The sequence below is a fragment of the Candidatus Paceibacterota bacterium genome, from assembly GCA_041666915.1.
In the GTDB taxonomy this organism is placed as follows: domain Bacteria; phylum Patescibacteriota; class Minisyncoccia; order Phycocordibacterales; family PALSA-1337; genus C7867-002.
Window position 1 is genome coordinate 1 of record JBAYFZ010000009.1, and the last position, 17703, is coordinate 17703.

Sequence of the window (17703 nt, forward strand, 5' to 3'; positions counted from 1 at the left end):
GTTCCTTAACTATTAACTAATAATTACAACTTTGCATTTTGCACTTTTCACTTTGAACTAACAAAATTTACACTTCTTAATGTGGTTACATCCTGGATTCCCGCCTTCGCGGGAATGACACAGAATTAGATTTCCCTCGGTCTGTACTCATCCGGCGCTCTCGCCAACCACCACTCCATTTGATCCAATTTGAGAAGTCCTTCTTGTGAGCCAATGAATTGAGCGACTGACATTGAATTTATAGGTGCTATTACCAAAGCTTCCAAAGGTGGTCTTCCCATTGCTAAAGCCGAAACGAAAGTGGAAGCCCAAGCATCACCACAACCTGTCCTTTCTAAGGGTGGACGAGGGTCTGGGTATATTGGCATATGATAATAATGGTCACCATCAAACATATATGCACCTTTTGGTCCGTCGGTGACCACGACAAGTTTCGGTCCAAGTTCGTGCATGGATTTCAAGATTGATCTGAAATTTACCGATGGGTTTATGGAAGTCGCGCCCCGATATGGTTCCAAGTGTAACTTTGACGTTGTACCTGATTCTTGTAAAATTTTTCTCGCTTCATCCACGTTTGAGATAAAGACATCAGTCTGTTTGTATATCGCCTCTAAGGCTTTGTATCCCAACTTGATCTGATATGTTCCTGGTTGAAAAGCCAATTTAACTTTTGGATTTTTTGATAGATAGTCAGCGATTTCCATATGATATGGTCTGGTATTTGCTCCGACTGAAGTTAAATAAATCCATTTTGGAGTAGGAAATTTTGGTAAATGATATTCATAATCTACATGATTGACTAGGATAGTTCTATCAACATCATACCAGAGAACAAAATGATAATTTGTCGGCCTATTTTTATGTTCTTTTATGAATGAAGTTATAACCTTATTTTTTTGGAGTTCAGCCAAACATTCGTGTCCATTTGAATCATCTCCGATATTTGATACTAAAGCAGAGTTTAATCCAAGCCTTGAAGCGGTTACAGCGGAGTTGCCAGCATTACCTACGGCTTTGATGATCTTTATATATTCAAAAGGTATTTTGCCTCCGAATGGAACGCAAAGTTCGCGATCGTTGTGGTTTACCTCACAATGAACATGGGCGTCTTTGAGACGGATGAAGGCGTCGGTTGTCAAATCTCCGATAGAGAGTATGTCGATCTGCTTGCGAAACATGCGTATATTATAGCATTGCATGTCATTCCCGCGAAGGCCTTTTTTTGTCATTCCCGCGAAGGCGATTTAGCAAAATCGTGTCGAATGGACCGGGAATCCATGGTTGCCACAAAATATAGATTATTGATTAGTAACAATCCTGGATTCCCGCCTTCGCGGGAATGACACAAACAAAAAACATGACTATGTTGAACATCGTCGGATGTGTTAAAATCATAATATGAAATCACTACAAGAATATATCTCCGAAGCCTCTGCCAATCATAAGGCCATAGGTCATTTTAATATCTCAACTCTAGATGGTATCTGGGCAGTCGCTGATACAGCTCACGAACTCAAAGTTCCTGTTATTGTCGGAGTTTCTGAAGGTGAGCGAGATTATGTAGGGATCAATCAGGTTGTAGCGATTATTCAGAGTATTCGTAAAGAAAGAAATCAGCCTATATTTTTGAATGCCGATCATACGTATTCATTTGAAAGAGTAAAAGAAGCCATTTTGGCTGGATTTGATTCGGTTATTTTTGATGGGGCAAAACTTTCTTTAGAAGAAAATATTGAAGTCACGAAAAAGTGTGTTGAATTTGCTAAACAACATAAGTCGGCAAATGGTAATAAAATTCTAATAGAAGGGGAACTCGGTTTTATCGGTACATCTTCAAAAGTCCTTGATGCTATTCCAGAAGGAGCTGTTGCTGGTGACTCTGCCATGACAAAACCAGAAGATGCCAAGAGGTTCGTAGAAGAAACAGGTATAGATTTGTTAGCTCCAGCTATAGGCAATATTCATGGTGTTATCCGTGGAGGAGATCCGGCTTTGAATGATGTACGAGCCAAAGAGATTCGTCAGGTTATCTCAATACCTCTAGTCTTACATGGTGCTTCGGGCAATACTGCCGATGATATAGCAAAGACTATCAAGGCTGGCGTGGCTATAGTTCACGTTAATACAGAGCTTCGTATCGCTTATCGTGCTGGTTTGGTCAAATCCCTATCTGAAGATCGTGAAGAAGTGTCACCTTACAAGTATTTAAAGCCAGCCAAACAGGCTATGCAAAAGGTTGTTGAGGAAAAGATCAGGATATTGGGTGTATAATTAATGTTAAGATTGATGTATAATTAAACCATTATGTCTACCGGTGTTGAATTTGAAGAGGATTCATTCGGAATCAATCCAGTGCGTCAACAATCATCTGGAGGTGGTTCGGGTTTCCAATCCCCATCTTCTATGTATCCAGGGTATTCTGGTGGTGAAGAAAAGGGTATGGCAGGGTGGCTTATGCGACATAATATCGTGAAGTCGCCTCAAGGTGCGCAAGTTGTTTTGGTGGGGATAGTTATTATTAATATTATTATTACAGTCGTATCATTAACATTTTTTCTATGAATCCAACAAAGTCTAAGCTTCCTTTGTCAGTACGTATTATTTTTACAGCGGTTATTATTTCCAACATCATCGTTACATATGCGGTCGTAACTGGACTTATTTAGAGACCCGTGTATAATGGCTCACATGTTGTCATTAGATATCCAAAAGCGTGATATGAAGGTTGGAGCCGATCAAATTCGTAAAACAGGGCAGATTCCTGCTATTTTCTATGGTCCAAAGGAAACTTCAACCCCTATTATTATAGATGCTATTGCTTTCAAGAAAGTCTGGAAAAAGGCTGGTGAATTCTCAGTTATTGTCCTAAAGGATTCTGCAGGCAATGAACATGAGTCTTTGATTCATGATATTGATATTCATCCTCTTTCTGGTGAACCTCGCCATGCTGATTTTTATGTTATTGAAAAGGGAAAGAAGGTAGAAGTTGCCTTACCTCTAGTTTTTGAAGGTGTTTCTCCTGCAGTCAAAGATCAAGGTGGTATTCTGGTCAAAGTACGTCGTACTATTGATATTGAAGCCGCTCCTCGTGATTTGCCACAAAATATTGTCGTTGACATCTCCAAACTTGTTGAACTTACTAGTGTTATTTTAGCCAAGGATCTCCCAGTTCCTGCTGGTGTTGAGATCAAGATCGGTGCAGATGAAGTCATCGCTTCTATTGCTGTTGCCAAGGAAGAAGTTGAGGAGGCTCCTACTGCTATTGATATGTCAGCTATTGAAGTTGAGGCCAAGGGCAAAGAAGTCAAGGAAGGTGAAGCTCCTGCTGGTGCTGGCGACGCTCCTGCAAAGGGTGATAAGAAGGAAGAGAAGAAGTAATAGGACGTAGTAGGCGACGGAATTTTTTAAGAAAATTTCTAGGAAAATCTCGCTTTTAAGTTGAGGCTTTAAGCGGGATTTTTTGTCGGATGGCTCATTTTTGCGAGGTTGGGAAGGTCTTTTCTAAATAAAGAATAAGATACCCCTCCGGGGGGAGGGGGATCGTGTTTTTGAATTTGATACCCCCTCCCCCCTAGGGGGTATCAAATTGTTGTTACTAATTAAACGTCTCCACCCGCCTCGTCCCCACTGTAATTAACCTTCGTTGTAATGATTGATTATGTTAAACTATAGTTATGAAATTTGGACGTACTCGCGGATTTACCCTTATAGAACTTTTGGTCGTGATCAGTGTTATCGGCACTATTGCCTCGGTTGTTCTTGTATCTCTTCAAGGCGCTAGGGAAAAGGGAAGAGTTGCTTCTGCTATTATGTTCTCCACAAATTTGTACCACGCCTGGGGTGATGATGCTTTTGGGATATGGAAGTTTGATGAGAATACTGGAGAGGATGCAAAAGACTCGGGGCCGAATGGGATTACTTTAAGTAAAGTAGACGCTGGTACGCGTTCAGATTCAGAAAGGCCACTTCCTTCTGGAAGATCCCTTGATTTTAGTACGTCGGTGACAGCGTCAAGTCCTACGAGTTATACTACCGTTGATATTTCTGCAAGAGGGTTGAGTCTCTCAAAGCACACCGTAAGTCTTTGGGTATACCTTCCTTCAGACACAACTTTTGGACTTCCGTTTACTATAAATAGCGTAGAGACAAGAGTTAGTTATTTAAATATTGCTGCCGATAGAGTAAACGCAGGTCCTCTATTTTCAACATGTCCAACTCCACTTAATCCGAGCTCAAATATATATAGTTCATATAGTACACCCTTGAATAAGTGGGTTAATTTTGCATTTTCTTGGGACGGAACGGATGTTAGATTTTATGTAGATGGAAAATTATTTAATTCACTAAAGAATTGCACTCTTTCTGGAAATATTAGCAATCCAGCTTACTGGATTGCTAAGAATATTTATATTGGCGGTTCTAGCTCATTAGGTGCTCATTTGAGAGGTTATATGGACGAACTTGCCATCTACAACCAAGTCCTTACCGCCGATCGTATTCAACAGATCTACGCAGAAGGAATAACCAGGCATACCTTGGCGAAGGTGAAGTAATCCCGGAGGCCTCGCTTCCGGAAACTGGAAGTAGCTTGGTATCCAACTATATTACATGTTAAAATAATCAAATGAAAAAGAAATCCCAAGGTTTTACCATAATTGAACTTTTGATCGTTATTAGTATTATTGGAACACTCGCTTCTACTGTCCTTGTCTCAACTTCTGGTGCTCGCGACAAAGCTAGGATCGCGGCTTCTAGTATGTTTGCTGACAACCTTTATCAAGCTTGGGGTTCGGATGCTGTGGGGGTGTGGAAATTTAGTGGAGAAGATAATTCAAATGTACAAGATAGTGGGCTTAATGGTATTACGTTGATAAGTAATGGTTCCACCCTGAGATCGTCCACGAATAGACCAATACCATCTGGGTATTCTTTAGATTTTTCAGCTGATTCAATCAATGATACTACCAATTACTTTGCGTCTAATAATCTTGTTTCTAGAAATATCAATTTAGCAAAAAATGGTGGTTATACGGCGAGTGTTTGGGTTTACCTACCTGTAATGTCTTTTAGTTTTTCATTTACTGGGATTTTTTCAGCTTTAGATTCTTCTGGAACAAAATATGCTGCAAATATGATGCTTAATCCATCGGGGTATATGACGGTAGGTCCTTCACCTGGTTTTGTTACAGATTATAGAATTCCAGAAGCAAAATGGGTCAATTTGGCGTATTCTTATTATGATGATGGTGTATCGGGTACTATAAGATTTTATGTTGATGGTAAATTATATAAAACAGTATCACCGTTCACGTTTTCGTCACCTTTGAGTAGTATTATAGTTGATAGTGTATTTGTTGGTGTTGCGTATTATAATGGTTCTTACCTTAAACATTTTAATGGTTTTATATACGATCTCGCTTTATTCAACGAAGTCCTCACCGCCGATCGTATCCAACAAATCTACGCCGAAGGTGCACCAAAACATACCTTGGCACGGGTAAAATAATTCGCTTTCCGGAAGCGAGGCTTCCGTAAAATCTGCTATAATAAATCAATGAAAAGAAGCGTTTTAATCTTGGCTGTAATAGGGCTATTTTTGCCTGTTTTTTCTTTTTCTACACTTATTTACCCATCTTTCGTGCAGGCTCAGACTACAGAACTGACTCCACAGCAAAGAGTTGAATTGCAACAAGAATTGGCTCAGGTTGAAGCTGAACAAAAACAAGCGGCAAAAGAATTGGCGAATGCGCAAGGCAAGAGTGCTTCGCTTACTCGTGATATTGCCGTCCTTAGTGCAAAGATTCGTTCTGCTGAATTGGACATTAAAGCCAAAAATATTTTGATACAAAGTCTAGGCAATGATATTTCTGTAAAAATAACAAAGATAAATAAGCTTGAAGATCGCATTGATCGTGGTAAAGATACACTCGCTCAACTTCTACGCAAAACAAATGAAATGGGGAATGTTTCTATTGAAGAATTAGTCTTATCTCAAACCAGTATTAGTGGTCTATTTAAAGATTTTGATTCATTCCAAGCAGTCCAAGATGGTTTGAAGACAACTTTTGAACAACTTCGTTCTGATAAGGCTTCTACTACTGCCGAGAAAGATGCTCTTGATGCTCGTCGTAATAAAGAAACAGATGCTAGATATGCTATTCAACAACAACAGAAAAATATTCAAAGTAATCAAGCTGAGCAAAAACAATTATTGGCTTTGAGTAAAGGCGCAGAGAAGTCGTATTCAAATCTGATTGCTCAGAAACAGGCTCGCGCCGCACAGATACGAGCAGCTTTGTTCTCACTACGCGATGCCGCCGCTATTCCATTTGGACAGGCACTTCAATATGCTACTTTGGCATCACAGAGGACGGGTGTTAGACCGGCGTTGATATTGGCAGTCATTACTCAAGAATCTAATCTTGGAAGTAATGTAGGAAAATGTTATGTAACGAATATGCAGACTGGAGACGGTATCAACGCTAAGAGTGGAAATATGGTTTCTCATGTTATGAATCCAACCCGTGATATTCCACCATTTACTCAGATTTTGCAACAAATCGGCGGTGACCCTTCCAAGCAAGTTGTCTCCTGTCCATTGGAAATTGGTTGGGGAGGCGCGATGGGTCCCGCTCAGTTTATTGCTTCTACATGGGTGATTTTCAAAGAAAGGGTTGCTTCAGCCGTAGGAATTTCTGGTATGCCGGACCCTTGGAATCCTGGCCATGCTTTTATGGCCTCAGCTATCTACATGTCTGATCTTGGTGCGGGAAGTGGTACATATACAGCTGAACGTAATGCTGCCTGCAAATATTACTCCGGCCGAGCTTGTGGCTTGGTGAAGGGAAATACTACCTACGGAAATAGCGTGTTGTCACTAGCTGATTCTATTCAGAGGACTATGATTGATCCATTGCAAGGATTGTAAGAAAGAATTTCTAATTTTTAGAGCATTGACTTTAAAGGTCAATTTGCTAATATCTTAAGTAACGAGACCGCGTGGGTCTATCCACGCAATACATAGATGAGATTTAGGATATATAAAAACTCCCCTCGATTGGGGAGTTTTGTATTATTGTAGATTGAATTGATAATTAGTAGTTATGATTGTTGTCATTCCCGCGAAAGCGGGAATCCAGTGTCATACCTCATACTCTATATTAAATAGGTAAATCATTCCATTGAGGATTAGTTTTCTCAATTAACTCAATCTTCCACTTACGATTCCATTTCTTCAGTTGTTTTTCTCTTTGTATAGCTGATTCAATATTGTCAGTGTAGTCATACCAGACTAATCTATGGACATTGTATTTTTCAGTGAATCCGTCTACTAGATTATTTTTATGTTCATATAATCGACGCTTTAGATCATTTGTAACACCAATATACAGAGTGCCGTTTACATCACTTGCAAGAATATAAACATAAAATGTTTTATTCATATTATTCGAGAATTTATGGTATTACACTGGATTCCCGCTTTCGCGGGAATGACACCAACTAAATAGTAAGTATCACCGGTATCACCATCGGTCTCTTCGCTGTCTTCGTCAAAAGGAATTTGCTGACTGCATCAGTAATATTGTCTTTGACAAAATCAACGTTTATAGGATTTTGACCACGAGTAGACTTCTCAATAGTATCTTTGATGAGAATACGAACTTCGTGTAGTAATTCTTGTGACTCGCGGAGATAGACGAAGCCTCTTGAAATAATATCAGGGGATTTTTTGAGCTTACCATTGGAGAGATTGATGATACCAAAGACGATGAATATACCATCTTGAGCGAGCATTTGACGGTCACGAATGACAACATCTTGTACGTCACCTACAGAGAATCCATCAACTAGAACCAACCCAGAAGCAGCTTTTTCTTTGAGTTTAACTATTTTTGTACCAGCGTTTTGAATTTCAATGATAGAACTATTGTCTGGAATGACAACATCTTCTTCTTTGAGACCATTGGCTTCTTTTGCAATGTCACCGTGAACGCGCAACATGTAGTGATATCCGTGAACAGGCATGAAGAACTTTGGATGAATCTTGCGATGGATCCAAGCAGTTTCGTCGCGATTGGCGTGACCAGAAGAGTGGACGTCAGCTATACGATAGTGAATGATCTTTGCACCTTGTCTAGAAAGATTGTCTTTGAGTTTTTGAACAGCACGTTCATTACCAGGAATAACTGAAGATGAAAGCATGATCGTGTCACGTGGAGTGATCTTGATCTTGGTATGAGTTTTGTTGGACATACGCATCATAGCGGCAAATTCATCACCTTGAGCACCTGTTGCAAGGATGATGATCCTGTCTGGTGGGTAATTGTCCATGGAATCACTTGTGATCATGGTCTCATTTTTGGCTTTCATAAGGCCTAGATGTTTACAGATATCAAGGTTGGATTTCATACTGCGTCCCTCAACGACGACTTTTTTGCCGTACTTCTCTGCGAAGTCAATGATTTTCAAGAGACGCTCTAGAAGAGATGAGAAGGTTGCGATGATGAGGCGACCTTGGACATTTTTGATGATTTCTTCAATATTTTTGTGAACAACTTTTTCTGCAATAGAAAAGCCGGGGTTTTCTACGTTGGTGGAATCTGCCATGAGCATTAGGACTCCAGTCGGTGTTCTTCCGGAGGCTTCACCTCCGGATGTTTTTGGAAAAGCACGATCATACTCTGCTTCTTCCACGGCAGTTGGTATACCACCGTCATGATCTAGTTTGAGGTCGCCAGTGTGAACGATGGAACCATAAGGTGTTTGGACGATAACACCCATAGCGTCTGGAATGGTGTGAGTAACAGCGAAGAATTTTACTTTCAAATTGCCTAAAGTGATAGTTTCTTCTTTTTCTACGACTTTAATATTTAGTTTTGGAACATGTTGGAATTCCTCTTGTCTTTTTTGAATGAGAACAGAAGTGAGCATGCGTGTATACAAAGGTGGATTGCCTATACGTGGCATGATATAAGGAATGCCCCCGATATGGTCAAGGTGACCGTGAGTGATGATAACAGCACGAATCTTGCCCTGTCTTTCTTCAAGATATTTTGTATTTGGCAAGATGTAATCTATACCTGGAGTATTTTCATCTTTGAATTGAAAGCCGATATCAATGACGATTATATCGTTGCCGTATTCTATAGCCGTCATATTACGTCCAATCTCTTCTACACCTCCTAATGGAACGATACGGATAGAATCTGGAGCTAAAGCAGGAATAATATCTTCACCTTTACTGTGTGTGAGAGAACGGGCTGGACTTGGTCTACGACCACCTCCGCGTGATTCTTTACGCATAACATTCATACGTGCACCAGCAATGTGACGCAATATCTCTGGATTTTTGCGGATAGCTTTGCCCATGACGATACGGTGTGGGTTTGCTTGCCCCGTGCTTGCTTGCCCCGAGCTCGTCGAGCGGGTTGAGCCTGTCGAGGTGGTCAGAGGGGTTGACGGTGTTTTTATTGGAGTCCTTGCTGTATTTAATGGAACATTTGAAGTGAAAGTTCTAACCGGAGCAGGTTTTTTATTTTGTTGTGGGTTTTGTTGATTGTTCATGATTATTTATTTGCGAATATTTTCCAAACTTTTTCTGTTACTAGATACCAGTTGGTAATAGAATTTAGACGATCTGATGGTATGGTCACATTATTTAAATCTATCTTTCCTGAATTTACAGCTCGTAGATTCTTTGGTATGGCGTAAGTAAAGTTTGGTGAATATAAGAAGACAGCAGGTATGTCTGCACGAATGAGCTGGTCTAGTTCTTTATATTTATTCTTACGGGCTTCATCATCGTTTGTACTACGGATGTTTTCTAGCAAAGCATCAACTTTATTATTGACGTACATTGAAACGTTCAAACCAGGAGAGTTTCTCTGTGAGGAGTGCCAAAATGCATAGACATCGTGATCTTTGCCTATCAATTGACCGAATAGGAGAGCGTCATATTTACGTGGGCGAATGATGTTTTGATAAAGGTCAGATGGCTCAAAGACTTTGATTCCAACTTTTGCGCCGAGTGCATTCCAATAATCTTTAACCATTTCAGCAGCTTTCTTTAGGTCAGGTGTATCTGCTGTATAAATATCAAAAGATAATGTTTGAATAGTATTTTTTGCGCCCTTTTTCTCATAAATTCCTGTTGTAGGGTTTTTACTCCAGCCGGCTTTTTCTAGAATGGACTTAGCTTTTGCTAAATCTGGTTTATCAAAAGATGCTGGACTATTTGCAGATTTTGAAGCAATCATTCCAGATGGTAATGGACCCTGAATAGCTATCCCGTAGTCATTAAAAATAGATTTGATAATTAAAGAACGATCTACAGAAATATCTAGAGCTTGGCGGACATTTTTATCAGCCAATACAGGATTGTTACTTTGATTGAAAAATACCCCGAATATTCTGGATAGTGGTGTAGAAAGAACAGAGTAAGTATCTTCATAATCTGTTGAGATCTTTTTTGCTTGATCTGGTGAAATAGAAGACAGACTATCAATGGTCTCATTTTCCAAAGCGAAGATGGCTTTTTCTATATCAGAGAAAAAATTGAAAGTTATTGCATCTAAATATGGCTTTTTTGCATAATATTGTTTTGAGACTACGAGTTTGTATTGGCTTGGAATGCCTCCTGCGTCACGAATGAGAGATTTGAGTTTGTAAGGTCCGGAACCGATTGGCTCAATGTTATATTCAGAAAGGCCAAATTGATCGTCATTTAGATTATTCCAAATATGTTTTGGTAATATACCAATAGTAGTGTTAGTTATGAAAGGACTATATGGTTGTTTTAGAGTGAATTTGATCTCGTTGGGCGATATAGCGGTGACCACGACGTCTTTCCAATCGCCTCGGCGAGGACTTTTCAGAGCAATATTTTGAATTTTTTGAATGGTAAAGACAATGTCATTTGTCGTTAGTGGAGTTCCATCGTGGAAGTATGTTCCTGGACGTAATTTGAATGAATAAGTGAGGCCATCTTCTGATATTTTGTATGATTCGGCCAAATCTGTGACAAGATCACCGTTGTTATATTTCATCAATCCTGAATAGATAAGGGTGGAGATATCACGATCAACATCTGTTACGACTAAAACAGGATTGATAACATGTGGTAGACCAATAACACCTTCACGTAATTCACCGCCATGTTTTGGAATCTCTGTCATAAAGCTGTTGTTGACCATTCCGGCTAACATCAGAGCTGAAAATCCAGCGATGATAATAAGTACACCGAAGATAGTTTTCTCTGTTGCTGAGAAATTCTTTATATAATTTAATATTTTGGAACCGTTTTTTAGGCGGAATTCTGTAGGGGATGAAGGGTTCACGGTGAGGTTAGGTGTGTCATTCCCGCGAAGGCGGGAATCTAGGATTATTACGAGTAAACAGTTTTATAAAATAATTTGAATGGTTGAGTTAAGAGGTAAGAATTTCTAATTACTAATTTTTAATTTCTAAGAAATGACCAAATACCAATTCTCAATGTTTGGAACTTAGAAATTGGGGTTTTCTTAGAAATTAGTAATTAAAAATTAGAAATTCGCAGTTGTGGTTAGATAAGACTAATCAATGCTGAAACAGCAAAAAGGATGGCAATAATAATGGTTGTAGTAAACAAGACCTTTTCAAATCCGCGTCGTGTGTGGAATGCTGAACTGAAATTGTCACTGCCTCCGAAGGCCCCACCTACTTGATTTCCGGTCTTTTGGAGCAAGATAACAACAACCAAAACGACTGACAGAATTATCTGAAAATAGGGGAGAAGTGACTTCATTGGTTATGATGTTAGCATATGTTGGATTTTTTGCAACTTTGTTGTCATTCCCGCGAAGGCGGGAATCCAGGATTATTACGAATCAATAATCTCTATTCTGTGGTAACCATAGATCTACTGGTCCATTTGATACGATTTTGCTAAATCGTCTTCGCGGGAATGACACAAGACTCCTTGCGTCATCGCGTATTCTGTATATAATAACTTTACTATTAGTAATAATCTAAAAACATGAAAGATATATCCAAAAAGATAAAACCACTGCAAGATAGAATTCTAATAAAAGAAGACGGTGAAAGTAAAGAAAAAAGGACTTCTTCAGGCATTATCATTCCTGTAACAGTAAATGAAGATAAAGGTAGTAAAAGAGGCGAGGTTGTAGCTGTTGGTTCTGGAAGATACGAAGATGGTAAACTTATTCCTATAGGTGTCAAAGAAGGTGATAAAGTGCTTTTCCAGTGGGGTGATAAGGTTAAGATTGGAGAAGAAGAATATTATATAGTGAAAGAGAGTGAAGTGTTGGCAATTATTAAGTAGAGTTAGGAGATAAGAGTTAAGAGTTAAGATTAATCACAAATCACATTGTTTTTATTTCTTACCTCCTACCTCTTACCTCTAATAACTAAACCCTATGTCCAAAAAAATCCTCTATAACGAATCTGCTCGTAAAGCTCTCAAAAATGGTGTTGACGCTGTTGCAAATGTTGTGAAGATAACTATCGGTCCACGTGGACGTAATGTTGTGTTGGACAGAGGTTACGGATCGCCAACCATTACAAATGACGGCGTTTCCATTGCCAAAGATATAGTTTTGAAAGATAAATTTGAAAATATGGGTGCAGAGATAGTAAAGGAAGTAGCTTCTAAAACCAACGATATTGCTGGAGACGGAACTACTACCGCTACCATCCTCATCCAGTCTATTGTCAGTGAAGGTATGCGCGAAACAACTATGGGTGTAAATGCCATGGGACTTCGTTTTGGTATTGAATCAGCCTCAAAAGATATTGTAGCCGTATTGAAGAAGATTGCTACTCCTATCAAGAGTGACGACGAGATCAAACAAGTTGCTACGGTTTCTTCTGAATCTGCCGAACTAGGGGCCATCATTGCAGGTACAATCAAAAAAGTAGGCAAAGACGGAGTTGTTACTGTAGAAGAATCTCAGTCTACTGATTTGGAATCAGAGATTGTTGAAGGTATAGAATTTGATAAAGGTTACATATCTTCTTACATGATTACAAATTCTGAGAGAATGGAAGCTGAATTCAATGATCCTGCTATTTTGATTACAGATAAGAAAATCTCTACTATCAAAGAGATACTTCCAATGCTTGAACAGTTGGCAAAAAGTGGTAAAAAAGATTTGGTCATAATCGCCGATGATGTAGATGGGGAAGCTCTGGCTACTTTTGTGGTCAATAAACTCCGTGGAACATTCAATGTCCTAGCTATCAAAGCTCCTGGTTATGGTGATAAAAAGAAAGAAATTTTGGAAGATATCGCTGTCACAGTCGGCGCCACGGTTGTTACGGAGGATACTGGCATGAAATTTGAAAACGCCAGCCTTTCTGTCTTAGGTAAAGCTCGCAAGGTTATTTCCAAGAAGGACAGTACGGTCATTGTTGGTGGTAAAGGTAAGAAAAGTGATATTGAAGCTAGGATTGGTCAACTCAAAAAACAAAGAGAACAGATTGATTCCAAATATGAAGCAGAAAAAATGGATACTAGAATTGCAAAACTTTCTGGTGGTGTCGCTGTTATTCGTGTAGGTGCAGCTACAGAAACAGAGATGAAATATTTGAAACTTAAAATAGAAGATGCGGTGAATGCAACCAAGGCCGCTATTGAAGAAGGTATTGTCGCTGGAGGAGGTACAGCACTCATCAGAGCTGCTCATGAAGTTGAAAAGTCATTGGCGACAAAGAAGAATCTAACCAAAGAACAAGAACTCGGTTACAGAATAGTCATCAAGGCCCTTTCGGCTCCAACCAGACAGATCGCTATCAATGCCGGTAAAGAAGATGGTTCGGTCATTGTTGATAAAATCAGGAATGGTAAGGGTAATATCGGCTATGATGCTCTAAAAGATGAAATGGTCCCAGATATGATAACGGCTGGTATTGTAGATCCTGTCAAAGTCACCAGACTAGGTGTGGAGAATGCTTGTTCGGCAGCTGCTATACTATTGACCACCGAAGCAGCTATTGCTGATGAGGTTGAAGAGAAGAAGGAGGAGGGGGGAGGAGGGTATTAGATTGCGTGTCATTTGCGCGTGCGTCATTCCCGCGAAGGCGGGAATCCAGGATTATTACGAGATAAAAGTCTGTTATAATTTATTTGAAAACGAATTTTGTGGTAACATCCTGGATTTACCGGTCCATACGACATGATTTTACTAAATCACCTTCGCGGGAATGACAACAGAAGTTAATGAAAAATTTTCTTATAACAATCATCGTCTTAGTAATCCTAGCTTCTATCGGATTCGTCGGTTTTTCTGCGTACGATTACATTCAAGAAAAGAATTCTTTGAAGTTTGATCTGATCCCTTCACAAAATAGTAATTCGACTTCAACAGATTCTGGTCAGTCGGCTGACGGTAGAAATACGGCTAGTTCAAGCCTTGAATTTGCCACTTCAACGTCAGATACGACTTCTTGGAAGATGTATGAAAATGTTGAACTTGGTTTTGGTATTAAATATCCACGTAATTTGGTAATGAATAATAGCGATTCATCTTTTATTTTGGCATTTCCAAAAAAGAATTATTTCCACTGGCCTTTGGAAGATGATGTGAAGATTACTATTACTGCCAGTTCTACTTGTCTTGGTCCAGTCATATTGGTTGACTATGGCAATATGTCTACTTCAACATTGACGATAAATTTTTCGGAGGATCTGCAAAAGGGGAATTCTACGGATTTGTTGCAATCTAAAACTTTCGCAAAGACCGAAATAAATGATGTCGCTGTTGGTAATATTTATAAAAAAATCTCGTACGATATTCACGGTAACGGTATTTGTTACAGTCTCTTACTAGAATCTCATGGTGCCAACGGTGCTGGCTTATATGTTGATGATCCAGTTCTTGTGAAGAAATACGATGAACAGCACTTGGTGGATGCCAATAATATGATGAATATTGTCTATGGTATTTTAGGTAGCCTTCAGTTGAGAAATATACCGTAGGTATGCTATCCTATAGAGATAACTATGCTTTATAAAAGCGTATTTACTATTAATTAACTAATAATTTAATCTAATGAAGAAATCATCTTTAGTAACCCTTGTTGTGCTCATAGTTGTTATCGTTGGAATAATCTGGTTTGGACGAAGTTCTTCCACTCCTAGTACATCAGATACATCCACCAATCCAGCTGGTGAAGTATCAGGTAATAACGTTGTTGTACCTGTTACCGAGACAACCAAAGTATCAGCCAAGACTTCAAAGTATGAAAATGCAGAGCTAGGTTTTGCAGTCAATTACCCAACAGCATGGGAAGCTAGTGATACCAATACAGGTGTAACTTTCATTATGCCTATTGATTCAACTCAAGTTTCAACAGTTAACAGACTCCAAGCTGATATCAGTATAGTATCTGCAAAATGTGCTTTTCCTCCAGTTACTACTATCAAGGATCGTGGAACTATAAAGGTAGCTGGCATCACAGTTAATATGATTTCTATGTCCAATACGGTTCAAGGTCGCTCATACTTCAATAGAATGTATTCTCTACAACAAGGTAGCATTTGTTATTCATTCTCATTTGCTTCAGTTGCCCTCTCTCCAGAAAGTAAGGGTTTGACAGGTTCAAATATTACTCAAGCTCAAAACAATAACAAAGCTATAACAGCTACTGCTGATACCGAATTTACAAATATGGTCAAATCTTTCGTCTTCGTTCAAGGACCAGCTGGACAAGATGAGTCCAAGGTTGCTCCAGTTAAGAAATAATTAGTTATTAGTATTTAACCATTAGAAGTTCTAATGGTTAAAATATTAGTCATTAATAAATTAAAAATTATGAATAAAAATATTATTCTTATAATAGTTCTTGTTATAGTCTTAACCTTAGGACTCTATTGCTTGTCTACATACAATAGTCTTGTTACGTTGAATGTTTCTGCTGATACTCAATGGAAACAAATAGAGACTCAATACCAACGTCGTTTTGATCTCATACCTAACCTTGTAGAATCTGCAAAGGGTGTTATGAAGCAAGAACAAGCTGTATTTACAGCCATCGCTGATGCTCGTACCAGATATTCTGGAGCTATTACAACAAATGACAAAGTCGTTGCCGCTAGTCAGGTTGAAAGTGCTCTCGGAAGATTGTTAGTCATTACCGAAAATTATCCACAACTCAAATCTTCAGAAGTTGTCCAGTCTTTGATGGTCGATTTGGAAGGATCTGAAAATAGAGTCAGTGTAGAAAGGACACGATTTAATGAATCCGTTAAAACCTATAACTTGAAGGTTATGAGATTCCCAAGTTCCATCATTGCTGGAATCTTTGGTTTTGGTGCTCGTGAATATTTCAATGCTACTGCTGGTGCGGAGAATGCTCCGAAAGTTAGTTTCTAATTTTGTTGTCATTCCCGCGAAGGCGGGAATCCAGGATATTACCAAAAAATCCTTCTAGTTGTCTTCGTGGATTCACCGGTCCATTCGACACGATTTTGCTAAATCGCCTTCGCGGGAATGACACAGAGGAATAATTCTTCATGAACAAAATACTCACAACATTACTTGTGTGGTTAATCATACCTATCGGTGTCTTTGCTTACACCAGTCCAGGTAAATCCAGTGGTTTCGTGAATGATTTTGCTGGTGTTTTGAAAGTTGATGATATTCAATTGATGAATAGTCAGCTTTCTTCACTTGAGAAATCTTTTGGTGTTGAAATAGTTGTTGTGACTATCCCTTCTCTTGGTGATGAAGTAATAGAAACTTATGCGATAAAACTTTTTGAAGAATGGGGAATTGGTAATAAGGATAGAGATAATGGTTTACTTATCCTCGTTGCTCCAAATGATCGTCAGGCTAGGATTGAAGTTGGTTATGGACTTGAAGGTACGATTACAGATATTCAATCTGGAAACATTATTCGTAATGTTATGATTCCAGCTTTTAAGACAGGGGATTATTCTTCTGGTACAAAAGGTGCTGTCAACGCCGTTCTCGCTATACTTTCCAATTCTCCAGACGCTGCCGCTTTTTCTAGTCCAAGTAATTCTAGTAAATCTTCTGGTTCAAAAGTCACCTTTGAATTGGTTATATTCTTGATATTTTTTGTTGGTAGTGTCTTGACTAGATTGCTAAGCAAAACAAAATCTTGGTGGTTGGGTGGCGTGATAGGTGCGGTCGTCGGTATTGTTGCTGGCCTTATCTGGGGTTTCTTCTTTACTGGTATTACAGCAATTATTATCTTTACGATGTTGGGACTTATCTTTGACTACATCGTTTCCAAAAATCCACCAAAATCTGGTGACGGTCATGGTGGTATCTTCCCAATGTTCTTTGGTGGCGGAGGTAGTGGTGGTTTCGGAGGTGGTGGCTTCGGCGGATTTGGTGGTGGTATGTCCGGCGGTGGTGGCGCGAGTGGTCGGTGGTAATATTTTCTGACTGATGGTTTGTAATCTCGTCAATCTTAGTTCTTGAATTCTAGGTTGCTGGTAATTAGCAATTAGTTTATGATGATTGTTCCAAGGAGGGTTCGCATAGCGGTCTAGTGCGCACGCTTGGAAAGCGTGTGTGGGGCAACCCACCAAGGGTTCGAATCCCTTACCCTCCGCCATGATACGTACCCCATTTAGTAGACACTAACTTAAGTGTTTACTGCTTTCTTTTGTTAGAATTAATCATTAACAAAAGAACATGAGAACAATATTTACAAGCGAACAAATTGCAGAATTAA

At 39.2% G+C, this 17703-nt stretch carries 17 protein-coding genes and 1 tRNA gene; 13 read left to right on the forward strand and 5 right to left on the reverse strand.

Annotated features, from left to right (window positions below; translation table 11 throughout):
* Window positions 1–125: 125 nt before the first annotated feature.
* Entirely contained in the window at window positions 126–1178 is a 1053-nt protein-coding gene (locus WCS89_04460; GenBank protein ID MFA6554725.1) for a carbohydrate kinase family protein, read from the reverse strand.
* A 220-nt stretch (window positions 1179–1398) separates the two neighbouring features.
* On the opposite strand from WCS89_04460, the gene WCS89_04465 reads away from it, so the two are divergent.
* The 6 genes from WCS89_04465 (at window position 1399) to WCS89_04490 (ending at window position 6928) form a co-directional block, all read left to right on the forward strand.
* Entirely contained in the window at window positions 1399–2271 is an 873-nt protein-coding gene (locus WCS89_04465; protein ID MFA6554726.1) for a class II fructose-bisphosphate aldolase, read from the forward strand.
* 33 nt (window positions 2272–2304) lie between these two features.
* Complete coding sequence (locus WCS89_04470; protein MFA6554727.1) at window positions 2305–2562, forward strand: hypothetical protein; 258 nt, start codon at window positions 2305–2307, stop codon at window positions 2560–2562.
* Window positions 2563–2688: 126 nt separating this feature from the next.
* On the forward strand, window positions 2689–3378 hold the full coding sequence (locus WCS89_04475; GenBank protein MFA6554728.1) for a 50S ribosomal protein L25: 690 nt from the start codon (window positions 2689–2691) through the stop codon (window positions 3376–3378).
* A gap of 296 nt (window positions 3379–3674) precedes the next feature.
* Entirely contained in the window at window positions 3675–4553 is an 879-nt protein-coding gene (locus tag WCS89_04480) for a LamG-like jellyroll fold domain-containing protein (protein MFA6554729.1), read from the forward strand.
* Window positions 4554–4624: 71 nt separating this feature from the next.
* Complete coding sequence (locus WCS89_04485) at window positions 4625–5506, forward strand: LamG-like jellyroll fold domain-containing protein (protein ID MFA6554730.1); 882 nt, start codon at window positions 4625–4627, stop codon at window positions 5504–5506.
* A gap of 48 nt (window positions 5507–5554) precedes the next feature.
* Window positions 5555–6928 (forward strand): lytic murein transglycosylase, encoded by a 1374-nt coding sequence (locus WCS89_04490; GenBank protein MFA6554731.1) that lies wholly within the window; start codon window positions 5555–5557, stop codon window positions 6926–6928.
* A 232-nt stretch (window positions 6929–7160) separates the two neighbouring features.
* Here the strand turns inward: WCS89_04490 and WCS89_04495 are convergent, their stop codons facing one another.
* The 4 genes from WCS89_04495 to secG all read right to left on the reverse strand — a co-directional run bounded on the left by WCS89_04495 (window position 7161) and on the right by secG (window position 11782).
* Window positions 7161–7442 (reverse strand): GIY-YIG nuclease family protein, encoded by a 282-nt coding sequence (locus tag WCS89_04495; GenBank protein MFA6554732.1) that lies wholly within the window; start codon window positions 7440–7442, stop codon window positions 7161–7163.
* Window positions 7443–7500: 58 nt separating this feature from the next.
* A complete protein-coding gene (locus WCS89_04500; GenBank protein ID MFA6554733.1) occupies window positions 7501–9564 on the reverse strand; it encodes a ribonuclease J in 2064 nt (687 codons plus the stop codon).
* A gap of 2 nt (window positions 9565–9566) precedes the next feature.
* On the reverse strand, window positions 9567–11336 hold the full coding sequence (locus tag WCS89_04505) for an ABC transporter substrate-binding protein (protein MFA6554734.1): 1770 nt from the start codon (window positions 11334–11336) through the stop codon (window positions 9567–9569).
* Between the two features lie 224 nt (window positions 11337–11560).
* On the reverse strand, window positions 11561–11782 hold the full coding sequence (secG, locus tag WCS89_04510; protein ID MFA6554735.1) for a preprotein translocase subunit SecG: 222 nt from the start codon (window positions 11780–11782) through the stop codon (window positions 11561–11563).
* Between the two features lie 231 nt (window positions 11783–12013).
* Between secG and WCS89_04515 the strand changes: the two genes are divergently transcribed.
* From WCS89_04515 to WCS89_04545, 7 genes are all read left to right on the forward strand, one after another.
* A complete protein-coding gene (locus tag WCS89_04515; protein MFA6554736.1) occupies window positions 12014–12319 on the forward strand; it encodes a co-chaperone GroES in 306 nt (101 codons plus the stop codon).
* 94 nt (window positions 12320–12413) lie between these two features.
* Window positions 12414–14039: a chaperonin GroEL gene (gene groL, locus WCS89_04520; protein ID MFA6554737.1), complete on the forward strand. Its 1626-nt coding sequence runs from the start codon at window positions 12414–12416 to the stop codon at window positions 14037–14039.
* A 176-nt stretch (window positions 14040–14215) separates the two neighbouring features.
* The gene (locus WCS89_04525; protein MFA6554738.1) at window positions 14216–14974 is read left to right on the forward strand and encodes a hypothetical protein; all 759 of its coding nucleotides are present in this window, start codon (window positions 14216–14218) and stop codon (window positions 14972–14974) included.
* A gap of 73 nt (window positions 14975–15047) precedes the next feature.
* Window positions 15048–15740 carry a hypothetical protein gene (locus WCS89_04530; protein ID MFA6554739.1) on the forward strand — a complete coding sequence of 231 codons (693 nt, stop codon included), beginning with the start codon at window positions 15048–15050 and terminating at the stop codon, window positions 15738–15740.
* Between the two features lie 69 nt (window positions 15741–15809).
* Window positions 15810–16370, forward strand: coding sequence for a LemA family protein (locus WCS89_04535; protein ID MFA6554740.1), 561 nt, complete (start codon window positions 15810–15812; stop codon window positions 16368–16370).
* A 140-nt stretch (window positions 16371–16510) separates the two neighbouring features.
* On the forward strand, window positions 16511–17401 hold the full coding sequence (locus tag WCS89_04540) for a TPM domain-containing protein (GenBank protein ID MFA6554741.1): 891 nt from the start codon (window positions 16511–16513) through the stop codon (window positions 17399–17401).
* Between the two features lie 94 nt (window positions 17402–17495).
* Window positions 17496–17583 (forward strand) — tRNA-Ser (locus WCS89_04545).
* The last annotated feature ends 120 nt before the right edge of the window (window positions 17584–17703 follow it).

Excerpts from the sequence above, each read along its gene's own strand:
- WCS89_04460 (MFA6554725.1), bottom strand. The coding sequence starts at position 1,178 with ATGTTTCGCAAGCAGATCGACATACTCTCTATCGGAGATTTGACAACC.
- WCS89_04465 (MFA6554726.1), top strand. The coding sequence starts at position 1,399 with ATGAAATCACTACAAGAATATATCTCCGAAGCCTCTGCCAATCATAAG.
- WCS89_04470 (MFA6554727.1), top strand. The coding sequence starts at position 2,305 with ATGTCTACCGGTGTTGAATTTGAAGAGGATTCATTCGGAATCAATCCA.
- WCS89_04475 (MFA6554728.1), top strand. The coding sequence starts at position 2,689 with ATGTTGTCATTAGATATCCAAAAGCGTGATATGAAGGTTGGAGCCGAT.
- WCS89_04480 (MFA6554729.1), top strand. The coding sequence starts at position 3,675 with ATGAAATTTGGACGTACTCGCGGATTTACCCTTATAGAACTTTTGGTC.
- WCS89_04485 (MFA6554730.1), top strand. The coding sequence starts at position 4,625 with ATGAAAAAGAAATCCCAAGGTTTTACCATAATTGAACTTTTGATCGTT.
- WCS89_04490 (MFA6554731.1), top strand. The coding sequence starts at position 5,555 with ATGAAAAGAAGCGTTTTAATCTTGGCTGTAATAGGGCTATTTTTGCCT.
- WCS89_04495 (MFA6554732.1), bottom strand. The coding sequence starts at position 7,442 with ATGAATAAAACATTTTATGTTTATATTCTTGCAAGTGATGTAAACGGC.
- WCS89_04500 (MFA6554733.1), bottom strand. The coding sequence starts at position 9,564 with ATGAACAATCAACAAAACCCACAACAAAATAAAAAACCTGCTCCGGTT.
- secG (MFA6554735.1), bottom strand. The coding sequence starts at position 11,782 with ATGAAGTCACTTCTCCCCTATTTTCAGATAATTCTGTCAGTCGTTTTG.
- WCS89_04515 (MFA6554736.1), top strand. The coding sequence starts at position 12,014 with ATGAAAGATATATCCAAAAAGATAAAACCACTGCAAGATAGAATTCTA.
- groL (MFA6554737.1), top strand. The coding sequence starts at position 12,414 with ATGTCCAAAAAAATCCTCTATAACGAATCTGCTCGTAAAGCTCTCAAA.
- WCS89_04525 (MFA6554738.1), top strand. The coding sequence starts at position 14,216 with ATGAAAAATTTTCTTATAACAATCATCGTCTTAGTAATCCTAGCTTCT.
- WCS89_04530 (MFA6554739.1), top strand. The coding sequence starts at position 15,048 with ATGAAGAAATCATCTTTAGTAACCCTTGTTGTGCTCATAGTTGTTATC.
- WCS89_04535 (MFA6554740.1), top strand. The coding sequence starts at position 15,810 with ATGAATAAAAATATTATTCTTATAATAGTTCTTGTTATAGTCTTAACC.
- WCS89_04540 (MFA6554741.1), top strand. The coding sequence starts at position 16,511 with ATGAACAAAATACTCACAACATTACTTGTGTGGTTAATCATACCTATC.